The sequence below is a fragment of the Paraburkholderia tropica genome (genome assembly GCF_900109265.1).
In the GTDB taxonomy this organism is placed as follows: domain Bacteria; phylum Pseudomonadota; class Gammaproteobacteria; order Burkholderiales; family Burkholderiaceae; genus Paraburkholderia; species Paraburkholderia tropica.
Window position 1 is genome coordinate 330,722 of the sequence record NZ_FNZM01000001.1, and the last position, 21,642, is coordinate 352,363.

Consider the following 21,642-nt stretch of genomic DNA (forward strand, 5'->3'; position numbering starts at 1 on the left):
ACGGTTCAACCCACGGAACATAGCTTGCCGGTCTCCAACCTGATCCATCACATCCGCAACGTGGCGGAGTCGCTGCGGCCCGCCGAACGCAAGGTCGCGGAGATGGTGCTCGCCGACATCGACTTCGCGATGCGCGCGAGCATCACCGAACTCGCGTTGCGCGCGGACGTCTCCGAGCCGTCGGTCACGCGTTTTTGCCGCGCGGTGGGCGCGCACGGCCTGCGCGACTTCAAGATGCGGCTCGCGCAGAGCGCGGCGGGCGGCGTGCCGTTTTCCGCCGCCGACGACGCGGCGAGCGGCGAGCCCGCGCAGATGGGCTCGTTGCTCGACAAGGTCGCCGACGCCGTGGTGCAGGGCGTGATGCACGCGCGCGCCTCGCTCGATCCGGCCGTGTTCGAGGCGGCGGTGGCGGCGCTCGGCAGCGCGCGGCGGGTGTATTTCTTCGGCGTGGGCGCGGGTTCGGGGCTGGTCGCGAACGACGCGGCGCTGCGTTTCCTGCGTCTGGACGTGGCCGCGAGCGCGTTCACCGACGCGCATTTGCAGCGCCTTTATGCCGGTTTGCTCGAACCCGGCGACGTCGCTTTCGCGATCTCGCAGTCGGGCCGCAGCGTGGAAGTGAACGAGAGCATTCAGATCGCCAAGGAGCGCGGCGCGACCACCATCGCGCTGACGAACGCGGGTTCGCGGCTCGCGTGGGTGGTCGACATTCCGCTGCTGCTGCGCGTGCCGGCCGCCGACGAGCCGCACGCGCCGGGCGTGCCGCGCATCGCGCATCTCACGGTGATCGACGCGCTCGCGCTGGGCGTTTCGCTCGGGCTCGGACCGAAGACGCTCGCCAAGATGCGCGACGCGCAGGCGCGCAGCGACTCGGACAGCGCGGGCGAAGTGAAGGCGTAACGCGCGCTGAAGTGCTAGCGCACGCGCTTGCGCAGCTTCACCGGCATCGTGTCCGGCACCATCGTGAACGCCGACACCTCTTTGATCTGCTCTGGATCGATGGCCAGCTCGATTTCGAATTCGTTCATCAGCATCGAGAGCGCGAGGCGCATTTCCACCGTCGCGAGATGGCGTCCGGGGCATACGCGCGGACCCGCGCCGAATTGCAGATACGCACGCACGTCATGTGCGCCATGCGCGCCTTCGCGCGGCGCGTCGTGCTCGCCCTTGCGCATCCAGCGCCACGGATCGTAGCGCTGCGGATCGGCGAAATTTTTCTCGTCGATCATCGCGGGCCGCGCGACGAAGAACATGCGCGTACCTTTGGGCAGCGCGACGTTGTCGACCACCACGTCTTCGAGCGGTTCGAACGAATGCACGGCGGCGACCGGCCGCAGACGCGTCGCTTCGATGGCGATCGCTTCGAAGATGTCGAGGTCCTTGAGCGTGGCGTAGTCGGGGCACACGGGCGCGTCGCCGAGTACGCGATGCGCTTCCTCGCCCAGATGCGTCTGCAACGCGGCGTCGGCGGCCAGATAGGGCAGCGTCCACGCGATCGAATCGGCGGTCGTGTCCTCGCCCGCGAGCAGCAGCGTGAGCACGTTGGCGCGAATCTGCGCATCGGAAATCGGCTCGCCGTCGTGTTGTTGCTGCACGAGCATCGCTTCGAGCAGGTTGCGCGGCAGTTCGGACGGCTCGTCGCGCATGCGCGTGCGAGCGCGCGCCATCATCGAGTCGATGTAGCGGTGTACTTCCGCGAGCGAGTGATCGAGCTTGCGGTCGGCGGGCAGTTTGAATACGCGCCAGTACGGAAACAGCGCGTTGATGCGGCCCATCACGGCGGGCAGGATGCGTTCGAGATGCTCCTGGATCACGCCGTGATCCTGATCGAGCGTGCGCGGGTCTTCGCCGAACGCGAGCGCGCTCGTCACGTCCACCGTGTAGCGCTTGAGGTCGTCGGTCATCTCGACGGTCTCGCCGCGCTCGGCCGCGCGCAGCCAGCGCGTGCGCAGACGCTGCGTGATCTCCGCGAGCGTCGGATAGAACGCCTTGATGTTGGGGATCGAAAGCGCCTGCATCACGAGCCGCCGATGCGATTCCCACTGCACGCCTTCGGAGGAAAAGAGCCCGTTCGCGCCCATTTCGTCGAACACGCTTTCGATCGGCGAATAGCGGCGATAGCGGTGCGGGCGCTCGCGCATGATCGACTGGATCAGTTCGGTGTCGGTCCAGATCGTGATGGGGATGCTGCCCACCTGGAAGCGGTACGGGGTGCCGAGTTCTTCGGCCCAGCGTTCGAGGATCTGGTGCAGCCGCGTGGGTTCGAGTTGCAGCAGGTTGCCGATCAGCGGCAGGCCGCGCGGGCAGGGCAGGTCGGCGACCTGGCGCAGCGCGGTGGCGGAACCGGTGGAGGCGGTGCTCATGGGGCTGTCCTTGTGATGGGGCCGCCGTGCCTGCCGATATCTGTCGACGCGTATCGGCACGGATTTGCGCGGATTGGCGCGTCGACACACCGGATCGGGGCGCGTGGCGGCGCCAGGCGTTGCGCGTGAATCGTCTGATGGAAGCCGATTATAGCGGCGCGGCCGCCGCGCCCGCCACGTAGCCGAAGCGCCGCGAGAGGCGTTCGGCAGCCGCCATCAGCAGGGACGCGCAGGCGCCGTCGCGGCCGGTGTCGATGTGACCCGACGGGCCCATCAGCGCGAGTACGAGGCAGACGCTGCCGGTGTGATCGAAGACCGGCGCAGCCACGGTGCTGATGCCGGGAATCGGCTTGTCGAGCGCGGTGTCGAGCCCTTGCGCGCGGATCGCGGCGAGGCGTTCGACGTAGGCGGCGTTCGCGTTCGCCGCATTGGCCGTGTTCGCGGACGGCGTCGCGCCCGCGAGGCGCAGGCCGTCCTGCGCGAGCAGCGCGGCGCGCACGTCGTCGTCGAACCAGGCGGCGAACACGCGGCCGATCGCCGTGTTGACGATCGACATGACGGTGCCGGGCCGCAGGCTCACGTGCAACGGCCGCGTGGATTCTTCGAGCCGCACGACGGTCGGGCCGAGCGGGCCTTGCACCGCGAGCGCGACGCTCATGCCGGTCGCGGCGGCGAGGCCGACGAGTTCGGCGTCGGCTTCGCGCACCGGCGAAAGGCGCGCGAGACCCAGCAGGCCCAGTTCGAGGCTCAGCGGCCCCGCGCCGTAGCGGCCCGCTTCGTCGCGTTCGAGCAGACCGGTTTTCAGCAGGCTCACGAGGTGCGGAAAGGCCTTCGCGCTCGGCATGCCCGCCGCCGCCGCGAGGTCGCGCAGCGCGAGCGGTTCGCCCGCCGCGACGAGCGCGGCCAGCAGCTCGCCGGTGGCGTCGAGCGCCTGGATGCCGCGTTGCGGTTTGTCGGCGGTGTCGGTCTGGACGGGCGGCGTAGGGTCGGACTTCGGCATGGTCAATTCGATGTCGATGAAAACGCGGCGCGTGCGATGGCGCCGCCGGCCTCGCGCAGCGCGCGCACGAGTGCGCCGTCGGGCCGCACGTCGAGCGCGCCGCTCGCGCCGATCGCCGTAAGCGTGAGACGCAGCGTGCCCGCGGCGTCGAGCACCGGCACGCAGACGCTGCTCACGCCGGGGCTCGGGGCGTCGATGCCCAGTTCGAAGCCGCGCGCGCGGATCGTGTCGAGCGCGGCGGCGAAGGCCGCGTCCTCGCGTGGCGCAGCGTCGGGCGCGGTGTCGGGCGCATTCGAGGTGCCGCGCCAGACCGGCTGCGACGTCTGGTTGGCCCACATCGCGTGGAGCGCGGCGTCATCGAGATACGCGCAGAACACGCGGCCCGTGGACGTGGCCGGCAGCGACATCACCGTGCCCACGTGCAGATTCACGTGCAGCGGCAGGCTCGCATGCTCGTAGCGCACGATGGTCGGTCCCTGAGGTCCGGCGATGCAGATCGCCACGCTGCAGTTGTGCGCCTGCGCGAGCGCTGCCGCGTGCGGCACGGCTTCACGCAGCGCGGGCTGTTGCGCGAGATGCAGCAGGCCGAGGCGCAGCGCGAGCGGACCGGCTTCGTAGCGGCCCGAGAGCGCGTCGCGCTTGATCAGGCCGAGGCGCGTGAGGCTCACCAGATAGGCGTGCGCCTGGCTCGACGGAATGTCCGCGCCGGCCGCGAGATCGCTGGGCGCGAGCGGCACGCGCGCGTCGGCGAGCATGCGCAGCAGGCGCGCGCCCACTTCCACGCTCTGAATGCCGCGCTGCGTTTTCGCGCCTTCCGTGTCGGCGTTGCGAGGGGTCTTCACGCGTTGTCCCGGGCTGAAAAAGGGTCCATGTTAACCGAAGCGCGCGCGATTTCCCGCCGATCGCCCGCCGATCGCCTGCGCGGGCGAAGCGGCGCAAAGCGCAACTGTCGGCGCGATCCAGAAATTAGCAAATAGCGATAGTATTCGCTATTGACAAATAAAAATCGCTGGACGATCATGGCCTCACCCCGGCAGAACAGCGGATCATTCAAACGAGACAGGGCGACACCCCCCGCCCCTACAAACGGAGACTCACGATGGCAAAGGCGTTCGCATCCCAGGCCGACCTCGAAGAGAAGCAGGTCACGTTCACGCAGCTCTCTGAAAACGCATACGCCTACACCACCGAAGGCGACCCGAATTCGGGCGTGATCATCGGCGACGACGGCGTGCTGATCGTCGATACCACGGCCACGCCCGCCATGGCGCAGGACCTCATCGCGAAGATCCGCAGCGTCACCGACAAGCCCATCAAATACGTCGTGCTCTCGCACTATCACGCGGTGCGCGTGCTGGGTGCGTCGGCGTATTTCAAGGAAGGCGCGCAGCAGATCATCGCGAGCCGCGGCACGTACGAGATGATCGTCGAGCGCGGCGAGCAGGACATGAAGTCGGAGATCGAGCGCTTTCCGCGTCTGTTCGCGGGCGTCGAAACGGTGCCGGGCCTCACGTGGCCCACGCTCGTGTTCGAGAAGGAAATCACGCTGTTCCTCGGCAAGCTGGAAGTGAAGATCGCGCATCTGGGTTCGGGCCACACGAAGGGCGACACCGTGGTCTGGCTGCCGCAGCAAAAGGTGCTGTTCTCCGGCGATCTCGTGGAATACGACGCGGCCTGTTATTGCGGCGATGCGCAACTCGCCGACTGGCCCGCCACGCTCGAAGCGCTGCGCGCGCTGGGCGCGCAAAAGCTCGTGCCGGGCCGCGGCCCCGCGCTGCTCAATCCCGCCGACGTGAACAAGGGCCTCGATTACACGAAGGATTTCGTTTCCACGCTGCTCGCGCAGGGCCGCAAGGCGGTCGAACGCCAGCTCGATCTCAAGCAGTCGATGGCGCTCACGCGCGAGGCGATGGACCCGAAGTTCGGCCACGTCTTCATCTACGAACACTGCCTGCCGTTCGACGTCTCGCGCGCGTACGACGAAGCGAGCGGCATCACGCATCCGCGCATCTGGACCGCGCAGCGCGACAAGGAAATGTGGGACGCGTTGCAGGATTGAGCGGGCGATGAGCAGGGCGCGCGCGTCGCCGGGTGCATGCATGCAGGCACGCACGCGCGCGCTGAATGCCGCTAAAGGCATGGTGGAGACAAAACAATGATCGATTATCAGACGCTGACTTTCGACTACACGCGTTGTCGCGAGCAGAACGAGCAGGGCGAGCATGCGGATGCATGCGTGCATCCGGTCGTCGTGGTGGGCGCGGGTCCGGTCGGACTCGCGACGGCCATCGACCTCGCGCAGCAGAACCTGCCCGTGGTGCTCGTCGACGACGACTGCACGCTGTCCACGGGTTCGCGCGCGATCTGCTTTTCGAAGCGCTCGCTCGATATCTTCGACCGGCTCGGCTGCGGCGAGCGCATGGTCGAGAAGGGCGTGAGCTGGAACGTGGGCAAGGTGTTCCGCAAGGACGAACTCGTTTATACGTTCAACCTGCTGCCGGAGAGCGGCCATCATCGTCCGGCTTTCGTGAATCTGCAGCAGTATTACGTGGAAGGCTTTCTGCTCGAACGCGCGCAGGCGTTGCCGAATCTGGAGATCCGCTGGAAGAGCAAGGTCACGGGCATCGCCCAGCGTAACGATGACGATGCAGCCGATCCGCGCGTCACGCTGCAGATCGAGACGCCCGACGGCCCGTATGCGCTGCGCGCGCGCTACGTGGTGGCCGCCGACGGCTCGCGCAGTCCCGTGCGCAAGCTCATGGGCCTCGACAGCCACGGCCGCACCTTCAAGGATCGCTTCCTGATCGCCGACGTGAAGATGGAAGCCGACTTCCCCACCGAGCGCTGGTTCTGGTTCGATCCGCCGTTCCATCCGAACCAGTCGGTGTTGCTGCATCGCCAGCCCGACAACGTCTGGCGCATCGACTTTCAACTGGGCTGGGACGCCGATCCGGTACTCGAAAAAACGCCCGAGCGCGTGATTCCGCGCGTGCGCGCGCTGCTCGGCCCGGACGTGAAATTCGAGCTGGAGTGGGTCAGCATCTACACGTTTTCGTGCCTGCGCATGGACAGATTCCGGCACGGCAACGTGCTGTTCGCGGGCGACTCGGCGCACCTCGTTTCGCCGTTCGGCGCGCGCGGCGCGAACAGCGGTTTCCAGGACGGCGAGAACCTCGCGTGGAAACTCGCGATGGTGCTGGAAGGGCGCGCGCCCGACGCGCTGCTCGACACCTACGCGAGCGAGCGCGAATTCGCCGCCGACGAAAACCTGCGCAATTCCACGCGTTCGACCGATTTCATCACGCCAAAGAGCGCGGTGAGCCGCGTGTTCCGCGACGCCGTGCTCACCCTGGCGCGCGAGCATGCGTTCGCGCGCCAACTGGTGAACAGCGGACGGCTTTCGGTGCCCGCGGTGCTGCACGAATCCGCGCTCAATACCGCCGACGAAGACGTATTCGCGGGGCAGATGGTGCCGGGCGCTTCGTGCGCCGACGCGCCGCTCGCCGACGCGCAAGGCCGCGAGCAATGGCTGCTCGCGCAACTCGGCAACCGCTTCACGGCGCTTGTGTTCTGCCGCGCGGGCGCCGCGCTCGCGAGCGGCACGCGCGCGGCGCTGGACGCGCTCGCGGGCGGCCCGGTGCCGATGCACTTCGTGGCGGTGCTCGAAGGCGAGGGCGCGGCGCCCGCCGGGCTGCCATCGGGCACCGCGGTGCTGCGCGACACGAAAGGCTTCGCGGCGCAGCGTTACGACGCGCGCGACGGCGCGTGCTATCTGATCCGCCCGGACCAGCACGTGTGCGCACGCTGGCGTCAGGCCGACGCGCCGCGCGTCGAGCGCGCGCTCAAGCGGGCGTTGTGCGTGGCGGGCACGGCATGACCTGATCCGACCGCGCGCCTCACACTATCAAAGATGGAGACAACGATGCTGAACACGCAACCCAATCTCGCGCGTCCCGACGACTTCTACGAAGCGCTGATCGACATGCATCGCGATCTGGACGAAGCGCAGAGCCAGTCGGTCAATGCGCAACTGATTCTGCTGCTCGCGAATCACGTGGGCGAGCACGAGGCGCTGATGGACGCGATCCGTTACGCGCGCGCGGGCGTGGCTTTGCCGCCCGCGAATGGATCGGTCGGCAAGCTGGCGGCTTGAATCTGAATTTGAGTTCGACTTCTTCGATGAAGATGTCGAAGCACACGCGCTTCGACATCTTCATCGACACGCTACGCTCACTTCACCTTGTCGCCCTCGCGATGCACGGGCTCGGTTTCCTTCAACTGCTTCGCGAGCCGCGACGCCTGTAAATAGCCCGGATTCGCCGGCCGCTTCAGATAACGCCCCGCGCCGCGCTTCGCGCGCAAATCGCCGTTCGCCCACACCAGTTCGCCTTGCGACAGCGTGTGCGTGGGCACGCCGCGCACCGTCATGCCTTCGAACACGTTGAAATCGACGTTCTGATGATGCGTCTTCACCGAAATCGTGCGCGTGGCTTCCGGGTCCCAGACCACGAGATCGGCGTCGGCGCCCACGGCCACGGCGCCCTTGCGCGGATAGAGATTGAAGATCTGCGCGGCGTTCGTCGACGTGACGCGCACGAATTCGTTCGGCGTGAGGCGGCCCGTGTTTACGCCCTGATCCCAGAGTATCGCCATGCGGTCTTCCACGCCGCCGCAACCGTTGGGAATGCGGGTGAAATCGTCGCGGCCCATCGCTTTCTGCGAGGCGCAGAAGACGCAGTGGTCGGTGGCCGTGGTCTGCAGCACGCCGCCTTGCAGACCGCGCCAGAGCGCGTCGCGATGCTCCTTGCTGCGAAACGGCGGGCTCATCACGTGCGCGGCGGCGCGGGTCCAGTCGGGATCGCGATACACGGCCTCGTCGATCACCAGATGGCCCGCGAGCACTTCGCCGAACACGCGCTGACCTTCGGCGCGCGCACGCGTGATGGCGTCGAGCGCCTCTTTCGCCGAGACGTGCACGATGTACACCGGCACGCCGAGCACCTGCGCGATGCGGATCGCGCGGTTCGCGGCTTCGCCTTCGACCTCGGGCGGACGCGAGAGCGGATGCGCCTCCGGTCCTGTGAAGCCGCGCGCGAGCAACTGGCGCTGAAGCTGGAACACCAGCTCGCCGTTTTCCGCGTGCACGGTCGGCAGGGCGCCCAGTTCGAGCGAGCGCGCGAAGCTGTTCACGAGGATCTCGTCGTCGGCCATGATGGCGTTCTTGTACGCCATGAAGTGCTTGAAACTCGACACGCCGTGATCGTTGACGAGCAGGCCCATGTCGCGGTGCACGCTCTCGTCCCACCACGTCACGGCCACGTGAAAGCCGTAGTCGGCGGCGGCCTTTTCGGCCCAGCCGCGCCACTCGCGGAACGCTTCCATGAGCGGCTGCTTCGGGTTCGGAATCACGAAGTCGATGATCGACGTGGTGCCGCCCGCGAGTCCCGCCGCCGTGCCGGTGTAGAAGTCGTCGTGCGCCTTGGTGCCCATGAACGGCAGCTCCATGTGCGTGTGCGGATCGATGCCGCCGGGCATCACGTACTGGCCGCCCGCATCCACGACGGTGGCGCCCGCGGGCGCGTCGAGGTTTTCGCCGATCGCCTGGATCGTGCCGTTTTCGCAGAGCACGTCCGCGCGCCAGGTCTTGTCCGCGTCGACGACGGTGCCGCCTCGAATCAGGATCGCCATGATGCTATGTCTCCTTCGGTTTGAGCCTGAAAATACAGGGGTTTCACGCGCTCGCAATACTCGGCCTGCGGCTCTTGCCGAGCTTCATCAGCACGCCGTAGACCAGTGCCGCGATGGCGAGACCCACGAACCACGCATACGTATAGAGCGCCTTGAACGCGTCCGGCACCGAGGGAAACGCGCTCGGGAACGCAATGTTCAGAAAGCCCGGCAGATTCGGCAGCACGCCCGCGAGCAGCGCGATCACGGCGGCGCGATTCCAGCCGTTGGTGTAGGCGTATTCGCCGTTTTCCTCGAAGAGCTGATCGGGGTCGAGACGCGTGCCGCGAATCAGGAAGTAGTCGACCATCAGAATGCCCGCGACGGGCCCAAGCAACGCCGAATAGCCGACGAGCCAGGTGAAGATATAGCCCTGCGTGGTGGCGAGAATCTTCCACGGCATCATCACGATGGCGAGCGTGGCCGTGATCAGGCCGCCCGCCTTGTATGAAATGCCCTTGGGCCAGAGGCTTGAAAAATCGTAGGCGGGACCGACGAGATTCGCGGCGAGATTGCAGCACATGGTGTCGAGCGTGAGGATGACGAGCGCGATGCCCACGCCGATGCCTTCCATGCGGCTCGTGAGGTCGATCGGGTCCCAGATCGCCTTGCCGTAGATGACGACGGTTGCCGACGTCACCACGACCGAGACCACGGAGAGCAGCGCCATCGGAATCGGCAGACCGATCGCCTGGCCGACGAGCTGATCCTTCTGCGTTTTCGCGAAGCGCGTGAAGTCCGGAATGTTCAGCGCGAGCGTGGCCCAGAAGCCCACCATCGCCGTGAGGCTCGGCCAGAACGTGATCCAGAAGAGGCCCGCCTTCTTGCCGCCCGGCGCGAATTGCGAGGGCTGCGAGAGCATCGAGCCCACGCCGCCCGCCTTCGAGCAGGCCCACCAGACGAGCGCCACGCACATCACGACCTTGATGGGCGCGGACCAGCTTTCGAGCCAGCGGATCGATTCAGTGCCGTGCAGGATGAAGTAAAGCTGTAGCGCCCAGAAGATCAGGAAGCACGCGCCCTGGCCGATGGAGATGCCGAGAAAGGGCAGCGCGTCGCCGACCAGCGCGTTGTGAAAGAGGATGTTCGCGAGCGTGTAGATGGCGCTGCCGCCGAGCCACGACTGGATGCCGTACCAGCCGCACGCCACGATCGCGCGCAGCATCGCGGGCAGTTTCGCGCCCTGGGTGCCGAACGAGGAGCGCACGAGCACGGCGTAGGGGATGCCGTATTTTGCGCCCGCGTGGCCGATCAGCAGCATCGGCACCAGCACGATCACGTTGCCGAGCAGCACGGTGACGACCGCCTGCCACGGCGACATGCCCTGCTCGGTGAGCCCGGCCGCGAGCATGTACGAGGCGATGTTCATCACCATGCCCACCCACAGCGCCGCGAAGTGATACCAGCGCCAGGTGCGCTGCGCGGCGCCCGTGGGCGCGAGGTCGTCGTTATAGAGCTCGCTGGCGCTGCGCCGCGCGCTTGCGTCGCTGCCGCTGCTGGCTGCTGACTGGCTCATGATGCGGATTCTCCGTGGCTTGTCGTTCGGTTTGTGGTTGGCTTTTTTGTTCAAGTCGACGCGCGCAATTCAGGCCAATGTTTCAAGCGGCTTTCGGATCGGCCACGCGCGCGGGGTTGTTCGGATGCGTCGTCCAGTTCGCATAGCGGCCCGAATCGACACGCTCCATCGTGATGCATGCGTCGACCGGGCAAACATGCATGCATAAATTGCACCCGACGCAATTCGCATCGACCACCTCGAAGTGACGCTCGCCGTTCTTCGTCGCGGTGATGGCCTGATGCGAGGTGTCCTCGCAGGCGATATGGCACAGGCCGCACTGGATGCAGCGGTCCTGATCGATGCGCGCCTTGATGTCGTAGTTCAGGTTCAGGTATTGCCAGTCGGTCACGTTCTGCACGGCGCGGCCGCGGATCGCGTCGAGATTCGCGTAGCCCTTGTCGTCCATCCAGTTCGAGAGGCCGTCGATCATGTCGGAAACGATTCGGAATCCGTAATGCATCGCGGCGGTGCACACCTGCACGCTGCCCGCGCCGAGCACGATGAATTCGGCGGCGTCGCGCCAGTCGGAAATGCCGCCGATGCCCGAGATCGGCAAGCCCTGGGTTTGCGGATCGCGCGCGATGTCGGCGACCATGTGCAGCGCGATCGGCTTCGCGGCGGGGCCGCAGTAGCCGCCGTGCGTGCCTTTGCCGTCGACGGTCGGCAGCGGCGCCATCGCGTCGAGATCCACGCCCACGATCGAGTTGATGGTGTTGATGAGCGAGACGCCGTCGGCGCCGCCCTTGTGCGCGGCGCGCGCGCCGTGGCGAATGTCCGTGACGTTGGGCGTGAGCTTGACGAGGCAGGGCAGGCGCGTGCCTTCCTTCACCCAGCGCGTGACCATTTCGATGTACTCGGGCACCTGGCCCACGGCCGCGCCCATGCCGCGCTCGCTCATGCCGTGCGGGCAGCCGAAGTTCAGTTCGACCGCGTCCGCGCCGGTGTCCTCGACGAGCGGCAGAATCCATTTCCAGTCCGCCTCCGTGCACGGCACCATCAGCGAAACGATCAGCGCGCGGTCGGGCCAGTCGCGCTTCACCTGGGCGATTTCCTTGAGGTTGACTTCGAGCGGACGGTCGGTGATCAGCTCGATATTGTTCAGGCCCGCGATGCGCTGGCCGCGCCAGGTGGTCGCGCCGTAACGCGAGCTGACGTTGACCACGTGCGGGTCGAGGCCGAGCGTTTTCCAGACCACACCGCCCCAGCCCGCCTCGAAGGCGCGGTTGACGTTATAGGCTTTGTCGGTGGGCGGCGCGGAGGCGAGCCAGAACGGATTCGGCGATTCGATACCGGCAATCGTGCAGCGCAGATCGGCCATGATGAGGCTCCTTGTCGATGGTTTGTCTCGTGTACGTGCGTGGTGCGTCAGCGCTGCGCTCAGGCCGCCTGCTCGCTTTGCGCGGCGAGCCAGCGGTCGATGGCGCGCGCCGCGAGCTTGCCGTCCTGCACGGCCTGCACGGTGAGGTCGGTCGCGCCGTGTCCGGCGCAGTCGCCGCCTGCCCACACGCCCGCGAGCGAGGTCGCGCCATCGGCGTCCACGGCGATGCGCGTGCCGGCGTCGTTCAACGCGAGCGCGTCGAGTCCTTCCGGCAACAGCGTCTGGCCGATCGCCTTCAGCACCGCATCCGCCTCGATGCGTTCGATCTCGCCGGTGCCGTGCAGCGCGCCGTTCGCATCGAGCGCGCTGCGTTCGAACTCGATCGCCTCCACGCGGCCCGCGCCTACGATGCGCAACGGCTTCATCCACTCGACGATGCTCACGCCCTGGGTCCGCGCGAATTCCTGTTCGGCCCATGTCGCGCTCATCTGCGCGGCACCGCGCCGGTACGCGAGCGTGACGTGTTCCGCGCCGAGCTTGCGGCTTTGCACGGCGGCGTCGATGGCCGTGTTGCCGCCGCCGATCACCACGACGCGGCGGCCCACGGGCAGCGCCGCGAGATCGCGCGACTCGCGCAGATCGGCGATGAAATCCACTGCGTCGCGCACGCCGTCGAGCCCTTCGCCTTCGATCTTCAGCGCCTGCGTGCCGCCCAGCCCGATGCCGACGAACACGGCGTCGAAGTCCGCGCGCAGCGTATCGAGCGCGATCTCGCGGCCCAGACGCTGCCCTTGCTTCAACTCGATGCCGCCGATCGAGAGCAGCCACTCGACTTCACGCTGCGCGAAATCGTCGACGGTCTTATAGGCGGCGATGCCGTATTCGTTGAGGCCGCCAGGCTTCTCGCGCGCATCGAACACGCTCACCGTGTGACCCGCGAGCGCGAGCGTATGGGCGCACGCAAGCCCCGCCGGACCCGCGCCGATCACGGCCACCTTGCGGCCCGTTCCGGTCGTGCGCTTGAAGAGCGGCGGTGCGCCTTCGCGTTCGCGCGCCATCTGGAAGTCGGTGGCGTGGCGTTGCAGCGCGCCGATGCTGACGGGTTCGCCGTCCTGATGATTTCGCACGCACGCGCCTTCGCACAGAATCTCGGTCGGGCAGACGCGCGAACACATGCCGCCGAGCGGATTGGCGCTCAGGATGTCGCGCGCGGCGCCCTTGAGATTGCCGTTGCCGATCTTGCGGATAAAGCTGGGAATGTCGATGCCGGTGGGGCAGGCCGTGACGCAGGGCGCGTCGTAGCAGTAGTGGCAGCGGTCGGCGGCGACGATGGCCGCATTGGCGGAAAGCGGCGGCGCGACATCGGCGAACTGGCAGCCGAGTTCCGCTGCGCTGAGTCGTCCTGCGGCGATGCCGGGCGTGGCACGCACGTTGTTCTTCGTGGTGTGGGACATCCGGATGCTCCTTGCGAGGCAAAACACGGGTCCGCCGGCCGCGTGCGCGAGGCAGCGCGGCCGGTACGTGGGGACAAAGCGGAATCACTGTGCGGCTCTGTGGCCGCTGGCATTCAGTCGACGATCAAGCTATGAACAAGCGATGTTCAAGCGCGAGCGGCTAGCCCGGCTCGTTCGCGCGTTCGAGCATCGCGTGCAGCAACACGTTCGCGCCGGCCTCGATCCACTCGGGCGTCGCGTCCTCGATTTCGTTATGGCTGATGCCGTCGATGCACGGCACGAACACCATCGACGTGGGCGCGACGGTCGCGAGATAGCACGCGTCGTGGCCCGCGCCCGAGACGATGTCGCGATTCGAATAGCCGAAACGCTCGGCCGCCGCGCGCACCGACTTCACGCAGGCCGCGTCGAACGGCACCGGCGCGTAGTAGAAAATCTGCTCGACTTCGGCTTCGAGCTTGCCTTGTTCCGCGATCTTCGCGATGCCTTCGCGCAGCTCGGCGTCCATCTTCGCGAGCACGGCGTCTTCAGGGTGACGGAAGTCGATCGTGAAGAACACGCGGCCCGGAATCACGTTGCGCGAGTTCGGATGCACCTGCATCATGCCGACCGTCGCGCACGCGAGCGGCGCATGACGCAGGCCGATCTCGTTGACGAGCTGCACCACGCGCGACGCGCCGAGCAACGCATCGCGGCGGCGCGGCATCGGCGTGGGGCCGGCGTGCGCTTCCTGGCCCGTGAGCACGACTTCGTACCAGCGCTGACCTTGCGCGTCGGTCACCACGCCGATGGTTTTCTCCTCCGCTTCGAGAATCGGCCCTTGTTCGATGTGCAATTCGAACGCCGCGTGAATCTTGCGTCCGCCCACCGGCAGGTCGCCCGCGTAACCGATGCGCGCGAGTTCCTCGCCGATCGTCTTGCCGTCGACATCCTTGCGCGAGAGGCCGTAGTCGAGCGTGAACACGCCCGCGAACACGCCCGAGGCCACCATCGCAGGCGCGAAGCGCGAGCCTTCCTCGTTGGTCCAGATCACCGTTTCGATCGGATGCTCGGTCTCGATGCCGTGGTCGTTGAGCGCGCGAATCACTTCGAGTCCGCCGAGCACGCCGTAGATGCCGTCGAAGCGGCCGCCGGTCGGCTGCGAGTCGGCGTGCGAGCCGGTCATCACGGGCGGCAGATCGTTGTTGCGGCCCGCGCGGCGCATGAAGACGTTGCCCATGCGGTCGACGCTGATCGTGCAGCCCGCTTCCTTCGCCCACTTCACGATCAGATCGCGGCCCTGCTTGTCGAGGTCGGTGAGCGCGAGGCGGCACACCCCGCCCTTCGCGGTCGCGCCGATCTTCGCCATCTCCATCAGGCTGTCCCAGAGGCGCTGGCCGTTCACGTGAATGGCGGTGGTCAGCGCGGCGTCGCTTACGGTGTTCATGCGGGGCTCTCCTTATCATGGGGCGGTGCGGCGCGCTCGCGTCGTTTGCATCGCTTTCGTCATGCGAATCGCGCGATGCGTGCGCGCCGGTCGTGCATTCGTGCCATCGTCTGGGGCGCGTTGCGCAACGGCGGTGCATGCGCGCGACGTCCATTCGACCCGGCGATTCCTCGCTTGCCGAATCCTGTCCGATTGGACAGGTTGTAGACGATAAACTTTGCGAATTCAATGCGGTGTTGCGAGCGAAAAGCGTGCCATCCATGTTGCAGTGCGCGAAAACGCATGCATTTGCGCAGGCGAAAGCGAGCGGCATGTGAGTGTTTATCCTGGGTGCGCGCGGTGGACGCGATGCAGTGCTACGCGTCGTTCACGCGCGCTGACTACAATGAAGCCGGCATCGTGCAGTATCACGCTGCAGTGGGCCTTTGAGCGCCTGCTGCTGCGAGGCGATGCCTTTCTCACTCGACCGGACCGATCACCATGCGCGACGACGACACGACCACGCCAGCCGCGAATCTCGCGATGCGTCAGGCAGGCGCCGACGCTGATGCAGCGCACAAGCCGCGACGCAAGGCATCGATTCGCGCATCGAACGAAACGCACCTGCTTGCCTGCGCGGAAGCCGTGTTCGCCGAGCGCGGTTTCGAGGGCGCGAGCACGGCGCAGATCGCCGAGCGCGCCGGCCTGCCGAAGGCGAATCTGCATTACTACTTCCCGACCAAGCTCGCGCTCTACTGGCGCGTGCTCGACGACGTGTTCGAGGAATGGAACGCCGCCGCCGACACCTTCGACGCGAGCGACGACCCTGTCGAAGCCATCGGCGGCTACGTGCGCGCGAAGATGGCGCTGTCGCGGCGCAGGCCGCTCGGCTCGAAGGTGTGGGCGAACGAGATCATCAGCGGCGCGACGCATATGCAGGACATTCTGCTCAAGCGCGTGAAGCCGTGGATGGAGTCGCGCGTGACGCTGATCGAGCGCTGGATCGCGGAAGGCGTGCTCGCGCCGGTGGAGCCGCGCACGCTGCTCTACATGATCTGGGCGACCACGCAGCATTACGCGGATTTCGAAGCGCAGATTCGCGCGCTCTCGGGCAAGCGCGCGCTGAGCGCCGCGAGTTTCGACGCGACCACGGACGAAGTCGTGCGGATGATTCTGCGCGCGAGCGGCGCACGTTCGCCGGATTCACGCGATCGGTCCGCGTGAATTTCGTCAATTGATACGGATGCCGAGCTAATTGGCGGAGGCGTGCATCACACCTGCATCGACGCCACGTCTTTCATGCAGCGCAGCGCGAACATCGAGCGGCTGTGACGGATGCTCGAAATGCGATAGAGCTTTTCGCGCAGGAAGCGCTCGTAGCCCGCCGTGCCGTCCACGGCCACCTTGATCCAGTAGTCGTATTCGCCCGACACCAGATACGCCTCCAGCACTTCGGGCAGTGCGGCCAGCTCCGCGCCGAAGCGCGCGAGCGCGTCGTCTTCGTGGCGGTCGAGCGTGACTTCGAGAATCACGATATCGGCGAAACCGAGCTTGCGCTGGTTCACGAGCGCCACGTAACCGTCGATATAGCCGTCGGTTTCCAGCTGGCGCGTGCGGTTCCAGCACGCCGTGGTCGACATGCCGACCTGTTCGGCGAGTTCGGCGTTCGAGAGGCGCGCGTTCTGCTGGAGCGCGCGCAGGATCTTCAGATCCTGGTTGTCGAGCGTTTTGGGCGGGCGTTCGCGAGCGATCATGGCAGAAAAGAATCTTGTACAGGGAAATTCGATTTTAGCGGAAGGAGATTCCGGTCGCAGGCGGTATTTGCCGGAAAACAGGAAGCCTATCCTGCGGCTTCGGCGGGATAATTTACCCATGCCTTCTTGACCGGCACGACTCACGCGGCCACCTCCCCGCGTCGAGGCGCGCCGCCGCAGCCACAAGCTACGGTGGACCGTCAGGGCCGATTCTCCGTTGCACCCTGCGGCGGCCAACCGGACGTTACGTGCGTTTATCGCGCAGCAGCGACGTCCGATCGGGCAAGAAGGCTAATAAAAACCGCGCACGATCTGCGCGGTTTTTTGTTGCCCGGGCGTTGCGCTTATCCGCGCGCCGCCCCCGTCGCTCACCCCTTCTCGCCGTCGAATTTCGCAACATGTCGCTTCAGCTGTATCTATCGTTTCTGGCCGCCGCGCTCGTCCTCGTCTACACGCCCGGCCCCGTCAACGTGCTCACGATGAGCCAGGCCATTCACGCGGGATGGCGGCGCGCGCTGCCCTGCGTCTGGGGCGGCACGCTCGCCGTGCTGCTGCAACTCGTGCTGACGGCGTTTTGCCTGAATTCGCTGCTGCTCATCAGTGAGCATTCACTTACGGTGCTGCGCTGGGTCGGCGCGGCGTATCTCGTCTGGCTGGGCTGCAAGCAGTGGCGCAGCCGCTCGCTCGGCGGTGCGCAGCCGCAGGCGCTGGATCAAGCGCAGACGGCGGATCAAGCGCAGACGGCGGAGCCGGCGCTCGTTTCACATCGCGATCTGTTCTGGCGCGGGTTTGCGACGTCGGGGCTCAATCCGAAGACCTTGCTGTTCTTTCCGTCGTTTTTTCCGCAGTTCATCAGCGCCGATGCGGCGTGGAGCGCCAATCGCCAGTATCTGGTGCTGGCCGCGACATTCGCGCTGCTGTTCGCGGGCGGCGTGGCGTCGATGGCGCTGTTTTCGCACCGTCTGCGAAACGTGCTGCAACGGCCGCGCCGACTCCGCGCGGTGAACCGGCTGATGGGCGGCCTGCTGGTGGGAATGGGGGCGATGATGGCCGGGCTGCGCTAGGCGCGCGGTCGGCCCGATGCGGAAACCGGCGGGCGTTGCGCGCCGCCGGTCTTGTGAACCGCGCTCAGGGCGCGGAGCTGACGGCGACGCCGGATGCGCCCGATGTGCCTTGCGCGCCGTTGCCCGCCGTGGCGAACGCGGCGATGGCGTCGATCGCGCCGTTCTGCGACGCCGTCGTGGCGTCCAGCGACGAATGGTTCGAGCTGCCGTTGTTGTTCGGCGACGATGCCGCCGTGGGCGCAGCCGGCGCGCTCGCGGCGGAAGCGGCCGCTGCCGCAGCCGTTGCAGCCCCGCTGGCCGCCGACGCGCCGCTCGCGACCTTGGCCGTCGATGCCGTCGCGCTTGCAGCCGCTGTTGCCGCCGACGCAGCCGCAGGCGCCACCGGCGCCAGCAGCGTTTGCGCCGCCGCCGTCGTGGCAGCCGTGGCGCCCGGCACAGGCGCGGTATTCGTGACGACACCGGCCGCCGCCGCCGCATTCGCCGCGGCGTTGGCCGTCGCGCCGGCCACTGCGGCCTTCGGGCCCAGCACCGGCGTCGCGGGCAGCGCGGCGCTGTGCAGCGCCGCCGCACCGGTCGCCGCCGCCGCGACGGCTGCCGCGGGCGCGGCGGAACCGGCCGGAGCGGTTTCGCTCGTCGCCGCCGTCGCAGTGGTCGGCAGGATCTCGGGCGGCAGCGGCGTGACCTGGATCGCGCCGCTGGCCGGAATCGGCTCGCTCTTGGCGACCGTGCTCAGGTAATGGCTGACCAGATCGAAGAAGCGCGTGTAGAACGTGCCCGACTGGATGGTTTCGCTCGAAATCTTGACCATCTCGTCGCTGTTCGAGCGGATCGGCAGCGAAACCGACCCCAGAATCGACAGCCCGACGCTCGCCGACGTATCGCTCTTTTTCAGCGCATAGCCGTTCTGCACGGCGTTCACGTAGACCATGCTCGAATTGCTGGCGTCGCCGGAGGTGCAGACCACGTGCACTTCCACGACGATGTGCTGGTCGCTCGTCGGCTGGAAATTCTTGGTCGCGTCGACGGTGTCGCTCTTGGCCATCGTCGTCATGTAGCCCTGGCTCAGCAGGGCGCGGCGCGACGCCTCGCAGGCGTCGGCGCTGCCGTAGGCGAAGTTGCGCGAGAACGGGCTGGGGGCGCTGCTCCACAGCTGGTCGTCCTGGAATTTAGGCTTCGCGGACGAGCACGCGCCCAGCGCGGCGGCTAGCGGAATCAGCAGAAACGGGGCAACTCGGGAAAAACGGGACATATTCGAGGGAAGCGAGACGGCAGACGTCGGACGGCAATTGTAGTTCGGTTCGGGTTTCTACGACCGAACGGTCGTATCGGGGGCGCGATCGGCAAGGCCGAAAACGGGCGAAAACGCGCGCTGGCGCCCGCCTCGACCGAGACAAAATCACGCACAAACCGAAAGTGAGCACCTACTCACTCTGCCATTCTGCGCCATCCGGACGGCAAGCGCGTGGCGAAAAAAATGGCCAAAAAAAACGGGCTTCCGCGCGTGGCGAAAGCCCGTGTCAACCCGACGCGCGTCCCGGCAGACGGAGAAGTGTGATCCGCCGCTGGCGCGCCGCAGCCGGGTACCGCCGGCTGTTCCCCTGGACCGTGCGACGCCGGGCCGCCCCGAGGAGCGGCGCGAGGTCGCGCGCAACGATGCGTTACTTCGTGCCGACCGTGGTGAGCGGTTGCCACTGACCGTTCACGACCTTGTAGACGGTCACGCCGCCGTACTTCAGGTCGCCGTACTGGTCGTAGGCGAGTTCGTTGGTCGTCACGCCCTTCATGCTGGTCGCCTTGAGCGCGGCGAGGAACACGTGCGGATCGGTCGAGTTGGCCTTCTTCATCGCGGCGATCACGGCGCGCGTGCCGTCGTAGGCGTACGGCGAGTACAGTTCGACCGGCTTGTTGAAGCGCTTCGTGTAGCGCTCGACATAGTCCTTGCCGCCCGGCATCTGTTCGAGCGGGCTGCCGCCCGACGAGGCCAGCGCGCCTTCGGCCGCCGGACCGGCGATCTTGATCAGCTCGGCCGAGTGGACCATGTCGGGCCCGATCAGCGTGGCCTTCATGGCGAGCGACTTCATCTGCTTGAGCATCGGCGCGGCCTGGGTGTCGGCGCCGCCGTAGAAGATCGCGTCGACGTCGGCCGACTTGATGTGCGTGAGGATCGAGCGGAAGTCGACGGCCTTGTCGTTGGTGAACTCCTGCGCGACCACGGTGCCGCCCGCCGCCTTCACGGCTTTCGCGAATTCCTCGGCCACGCCCTGGCCGTAGGCCGTGCGGTCGTCCACCACGGCGAAGCGCTTGAACTTCAGATCCTTCACGACGTAGGCGCCCAGCACGCTGCCCTGCTGCGCGTCGGACGTCACGAGACGAAAGGTCGTCGGCAGGCCCTGACGCGTGTAGGCGGGCGCCGTCGCCGTGGCGATTTCGGGGATGCCGGCCTTCGCGTAGATCGGCGCGGCCGGGATGCTGGTGCCCGAATTGAAGTGGCCGATGACGGCGGACACGCCGTCGTCGACGAGCTTCTGCGCGACCGTCGTGCCCGTGCGCGGGTCGGCCTGATCGTCGTAGGCGTCGATCACGAAATGCACCGGTTTGCCGCCGATGGTCGGGTTGGTGGCGTTTTCGTCCTCGATCGCCATCTGCACGCCGCTCTTGAAGTCGGCGCCGTAGTGGGCCTGGCCGCCGGTCAGCGGGGCGGCGAAGCCGATCTTGACGTCGGTGGCCTGGGCGAGCGCGCCGGCGCTCCAGAGGCCCGCGAGCGCGGCGATCATGACGGGTGCGCGCAGGCGCAGGCTCGGGGTGGTGTGGCGTGTCATCCTGGTTCTCTCCTCAGCGTTCTACGTTTTCATGGGCGCAGGCGGGCCCGCGCCGCGCACGGGAATGCGCGGCGTGCCGTTCTGCATAGGGGTGAATCGGTCAGCGCCCGAGCCGTCCGCAATCCGTTGCGCTCGCAACGGCTTCGGGGCGGTTCGGCGGATACGCTAAAATTGTTTGTTTTTCAGATGCTTACAACATCCCACAGGGTCTCCGGACAAGGACGCGGCAACGGCAAATCGATGGATTGACGGATACACTTGGCGGATACATTCAGCCTCATAAAGTATCCATCTTTGCTTGGATTGTATCCAATTCTGGCAGGCAAAAAAAACGACGACAACTTTTTTTCGTCGGCCTTCGTTCGGCCGGCGCAAACGCACACGAACACATGACGACAGTGCAGGGCAAGGAAGACCAGCGATCGCTGCCTCAAACCATCCGCGACCAGTTGCGCGATGAGATCCTGCGCGGCGTGCTGCCGCCGGGTGCGCAACTGCGCCAGGAAAGCCTCGCGGAGCGCTTCGGCGCGAGCCGCATTCCGGTGCGCGAGGCGCTGCGCCAGCTCGAGGCCGAAGGGCTCGTGAGCTACCAGCTCAACCGCGGCGCGGTGGTGATGGCGATGTCGACGCGCGAGATCTGCGAGCTGCTCGACATTCGCGCCGCGCTGGAGACGTACGCGGCGAAGCTGGCGGTGCCGAACATGGTGGCCGCCGACATCGACGTGATGAAGCGCATCCTCGCCGCCTACGACGCCTCCACCTCGCCCGCCGACTGGGCCGAGTACAACCGCCAGTTCCACCTCGCGCTGTGCGCGCCGGCGAACAACGCGCGGCTGCGCAAGATGATCGAGGAATACTGTTTGTCGACGACGAATCGCTATCCGCATCTGCGTATGTCGCTCGATACGGAAAAGGGCGACGTGCAGCGCGATCACTACGAGATCGTCGATGCCTGCAAACGGCGCGCCGTCGACGACGTGGTCGAGCTGATCGAGCGGCACATTCTCGATACGAAGCGCGAGGTGATGGCCGCCGCGCGGATGGCGGGCTTGACCGATCAGTGAGCTGATCGAGTGTCATTCGTTGCGAATGCAACGAAAAACGGCGAGCGCCCCTGCGGGCGGCTCGCCGTTTTTTTACTTCAGCGCGTGGGGAACGCGCTGTATTTCGAGGCTTGTTTCGA

At 66.7% G+C, this 21,642-nt stretch carries 18 protein-coding genes; 7 read left to right on the forward strand and 11 right to left on the reverse strand.

Annotation, left to right across the window (positions count from 1 at the left end; genetic code table 11):
* Nucleotides 1–24 precede the first annotated feature (24 nt).
* Nucleotides 25–897: a MurR/RpiR family transcriptional regulator gene (locus tag BMY06_RS01465; RefSeq protein ID WP_074981206.1), complete on the forward strand. Its 873-nt coding sequence runs from the start codon at nucleotides 25–27 to the stop codon at nucleotides 895–897.
* A 14-nt stretch (nucleotides 898–911) separates the two neighbouring features.
* Here the strand turns inward: BMY06_RS01465 and BMY06_RS01470 are convergent, their stop codons facing one another.
* From BMY06_RS01470 to BMY06_RS01480, 3 genes are all read right to left on the reverse strand, one after another.
* Nucleotides 912–2,360, reverse strand: a complete 1,449-nt coding sequence (locus tag BMY06_RS01470; protein WP_065057568.1) for a cytochrome P450 — start codon at nucleotides 2,358–2,360, stop codon at nucleotides 912–914.
* Between the two features lie 148 nt (nucleotides 2,361–2,508).
* The gene (locus BMY06_RS01475; RefSeq protein WP_065057569.1) at nucleotides 2,509–3,360 is read right to left on the reverse strand and encodes an IclR family transcriptional regulator; all 852 of its coding nucleotides are present in this window, start codon (nucleotides 3,358–3,360) and stop codon (nucleotides 2,509–2,511) included.
* A gap of 2 nt (nucleotides 3,361–3,362) precedes the next feature.
* Nucleotides 3,363–4,202, reverse strand: a complete 840-nt coding sequence (locus BMY06_RS01480; protein ID WP_065057570.1) for an IclR family transcriptional regulator — start codon at nucleotides 4,200–4,202, stop codon at nucleotides 3,363–3,365.
* Between the two features lie 257 nt (nucleotides 4,203–4,459).
* On the opposite strand from BMY06_RS01480, the gene BMY06_RS01485 reads away from it, so the two are divergent.
* The 3 genes from BMY06_RS01485 (at nucleotide 4,460) to BMY06_RS01495 (ending at nucleotide 7,513) form a co-directional block, all read left to right on the forward strand.
* Nucleotides 4,460–5,419: an MBL fold metallo-hydrolase gene (locus BMY06_RS01485; RefSeq protein ID WP_065057571.1), complete on the forward strand. Its 960-nt coding sequence runs from the start codon at nucleotides 4,460–4,462 to the stop codon at nucleotides 5,417–5,419.
* Nucleotides 5,420–5,515: 96 nt separating this feature from the next.
* Nucleotides 5,516–7,237 carry an FAD-dependent oxidoreductase gene (locus tag BMY06_RS01490; protein ID WP_074981207.1) on the forward strand — a complete coding sequence of 574 codons (1,722 nt, stop codon included), beginning with the start codon at nucleotides 5,516–5,518 and terminating at the stop codon, nucleotides 7,235–7,237.
* Nucleotides 7,238–7,282: 45 nt separating this feature from the next.
* A complete protein-coding gene (locus BMY06_RS01495; RefSeq protein WP_124260616.1) occupies nucleotides 7,283–7,513 on the forward strand; it encodes a DUF2783 domain-containing protein in 231 nt (76 codons plus the stop codon).
* A gap of 77 nt (nucleotides 7,514–7,590) precedes the next feature.
* Here BMY06_RS01495 and hydA read toward each other — a convergent pair whose 3' ends face one another.
* The 5 genes from hydA to BMY06_RS01520 all read right to left on the reverse strand — a co-directional run bounded on the left by hydA (nucleotide 7,591) and on the right by BMY06_RS01520 (nucleotide 14,843).
* Nucleotides 7,591–9,048 carry a dihydropyrimidinase gene (gene hydA, locus BMY06_RS01500; protein ID WP_065057574.1) on the reverse strand — a complete coding sequence of 486 codons (1,458 nt, stop codon included), beginning with the start codon at nucleotides 9,046–9,048 and terminating at the stop codon, nucleotides 7,591–7,593.
* A gap of 43 nt (nucleotides 9,049–9,091) precedes the next feature.
* Nucleotides 9,092–10,603, reverse strand: a complete 1,512-nt coding sequence (locus tag BMY06_RS01505) for an NCS1 family nucleobase:cation symporter-1 (protein ID WP_065057575.1) — start codon at nucleotides 10,601–10,603, stop codon at nucleotides 9,092–9,094.
* 82 nt (nucleotides 10,604–10,685) lie between these two features.
* Complete coding sequence (preA, locus tag BMY06_RS01510; RefSeq protein ID WP_074981212.1) at nucleotides 10,686–11,963, reverse strand: NAD-dependent dihydropyrimidine dehydrogenase subunit PreA; 1,278 nt, start codon at nucleotides 11,961–11,963, stop codon at nucleotides 10,686–10,688.
* A 59-nt stretch (nucleotides 11,964–12,022) separates the two neighbouring features.
* Nucleotides 12,023–13,417: an NAD(P)-dependent oxidoreductase gene (locus tag BMY06_RS01515; RefSeq protein WP_074981213.1), complete on the reverse strand. Its 1,395-nt coding sequence runs from the start codon at nucleotides 13,415–13,417 to the stop codon at nucleotides 12,023–12,025.
* 160 nt (nucleotides 13,418–13,577) lie between these two features.
* Nucleotides 13,578–14,843, reverse strand: a complete 1,266-nt coding sequence (locus BMY06_RS01520; protein WP_074981215.1) for a Zn-dependent hydrolase — start codon at nucleotides 14,841–14,843, stop codon at nucleotides 13,578–13,580.
* Nucleotides 14,844–15,323: 480 nt separating this feature from the next.
* Here BMY06_RS01520 and BMY06_RS01525 point away from each other — a divergent pair, with 480 nt between their 5' ends.
* On the forward strand, nucleotides 15,324–16,046 hold the full coding sequence (locus BMY06_RS01525; protein ID WP_065057579.1) for a TetR/AcrR family transcriptional regulator: 723 nt from the start codon (nucleotides 15,324–15,326) through the stop codon (nucleotides 16,044–16,046).
* A 47-nt stretch (nucleotides 16,047–16,093) separates the two neighbouring features.
* Here the strand turns inward: BMY06_RS01525 and BMY06_RS01530 are convergent, their stop codons facing one another.
* A complete protein-coding gene (locus tag BMY06_RS01530) occupies nucleotides 16,094–16,576 on the reverse strand; it encodes an Lrp/AsnC family transcriptional regulator (protein ID WP_065057580.1) in 483 nt (160 codons plus the stop codon).
* A 398-nt stretch (nucleotides 16,577–16,974) separates the two neighbouring features.
* On the opposite strand from BMY06_RS01530, the gene BMY06_RS01535 reads away from it, so the two are divergent.
* Nucleotides 16,975–17,640, forward strand: a complete 666-nt coding sequence (locus BMY06_RS01535; RefSeq protein ID WP_074981217.1) for a LysE family translocator — start codon at nucleotides 16,975–16,977, stop codon at nucleotides 17,638–17,640.
* A 64-nt stretch (nucleotides 17,641–17,704) separates the two neighbouring features.
* Here the strand turns inward: BMY06_RS01535 and BMY06_RS01540 are convergent, their stop codons facing one another.
* Together BMY06_RS01540 and BMY06_RS01545 are read right to left on the reverse strand one after the other, a co-directional pair.
* Nucleotides 17,705–18,889, reverse strand: coding sequence for a DUF2242 domain-containing protein (locus BMY06_RS01540; RefSeq protein ID WP_074981219.1), 1,185 nt, complete (start codon nucleotides 18,887–18,889; stop codon nucleotides 17,705–17,707).
* A gap of 409 nt (nucleotides 18,890–19,298) precedes the next feature.
* The gene (locus BMY06_RS01545) at nucleotides 19,299–20,459 is read right to left on the reverse strand and encodes a branched-chain amino acid ABC transporter substrate-binding protein (RefSeq protein WP_080180826.1); all 1,161 of its coding nucleotides are present in this window, start codon (nucleotides 20,457–20,459) and stop codon (nucleotides 19,299–19,301) included.
* A gap of 389 nt (nucleotides 20,460–20,848) precedes the next feature.
* On the opposite strand from BMY06_RS01545, the gene BMY06_RS01550 reads away from it, so the two are divergent.
* Complete coding sequence (locus BMY06_RS01550; protein ID WP_065057584.1) at nucleotides 20,849–21,523, forward strand: GntR family transcriptional regulator; 675 nt, start codon at nucleotides 20,849–20,851, stop codon at nucleotides 21,521–21,523.
* The last annotated feature ends 119 nt before the right edge of the window (nucleotides 21,524–21,642 follow it).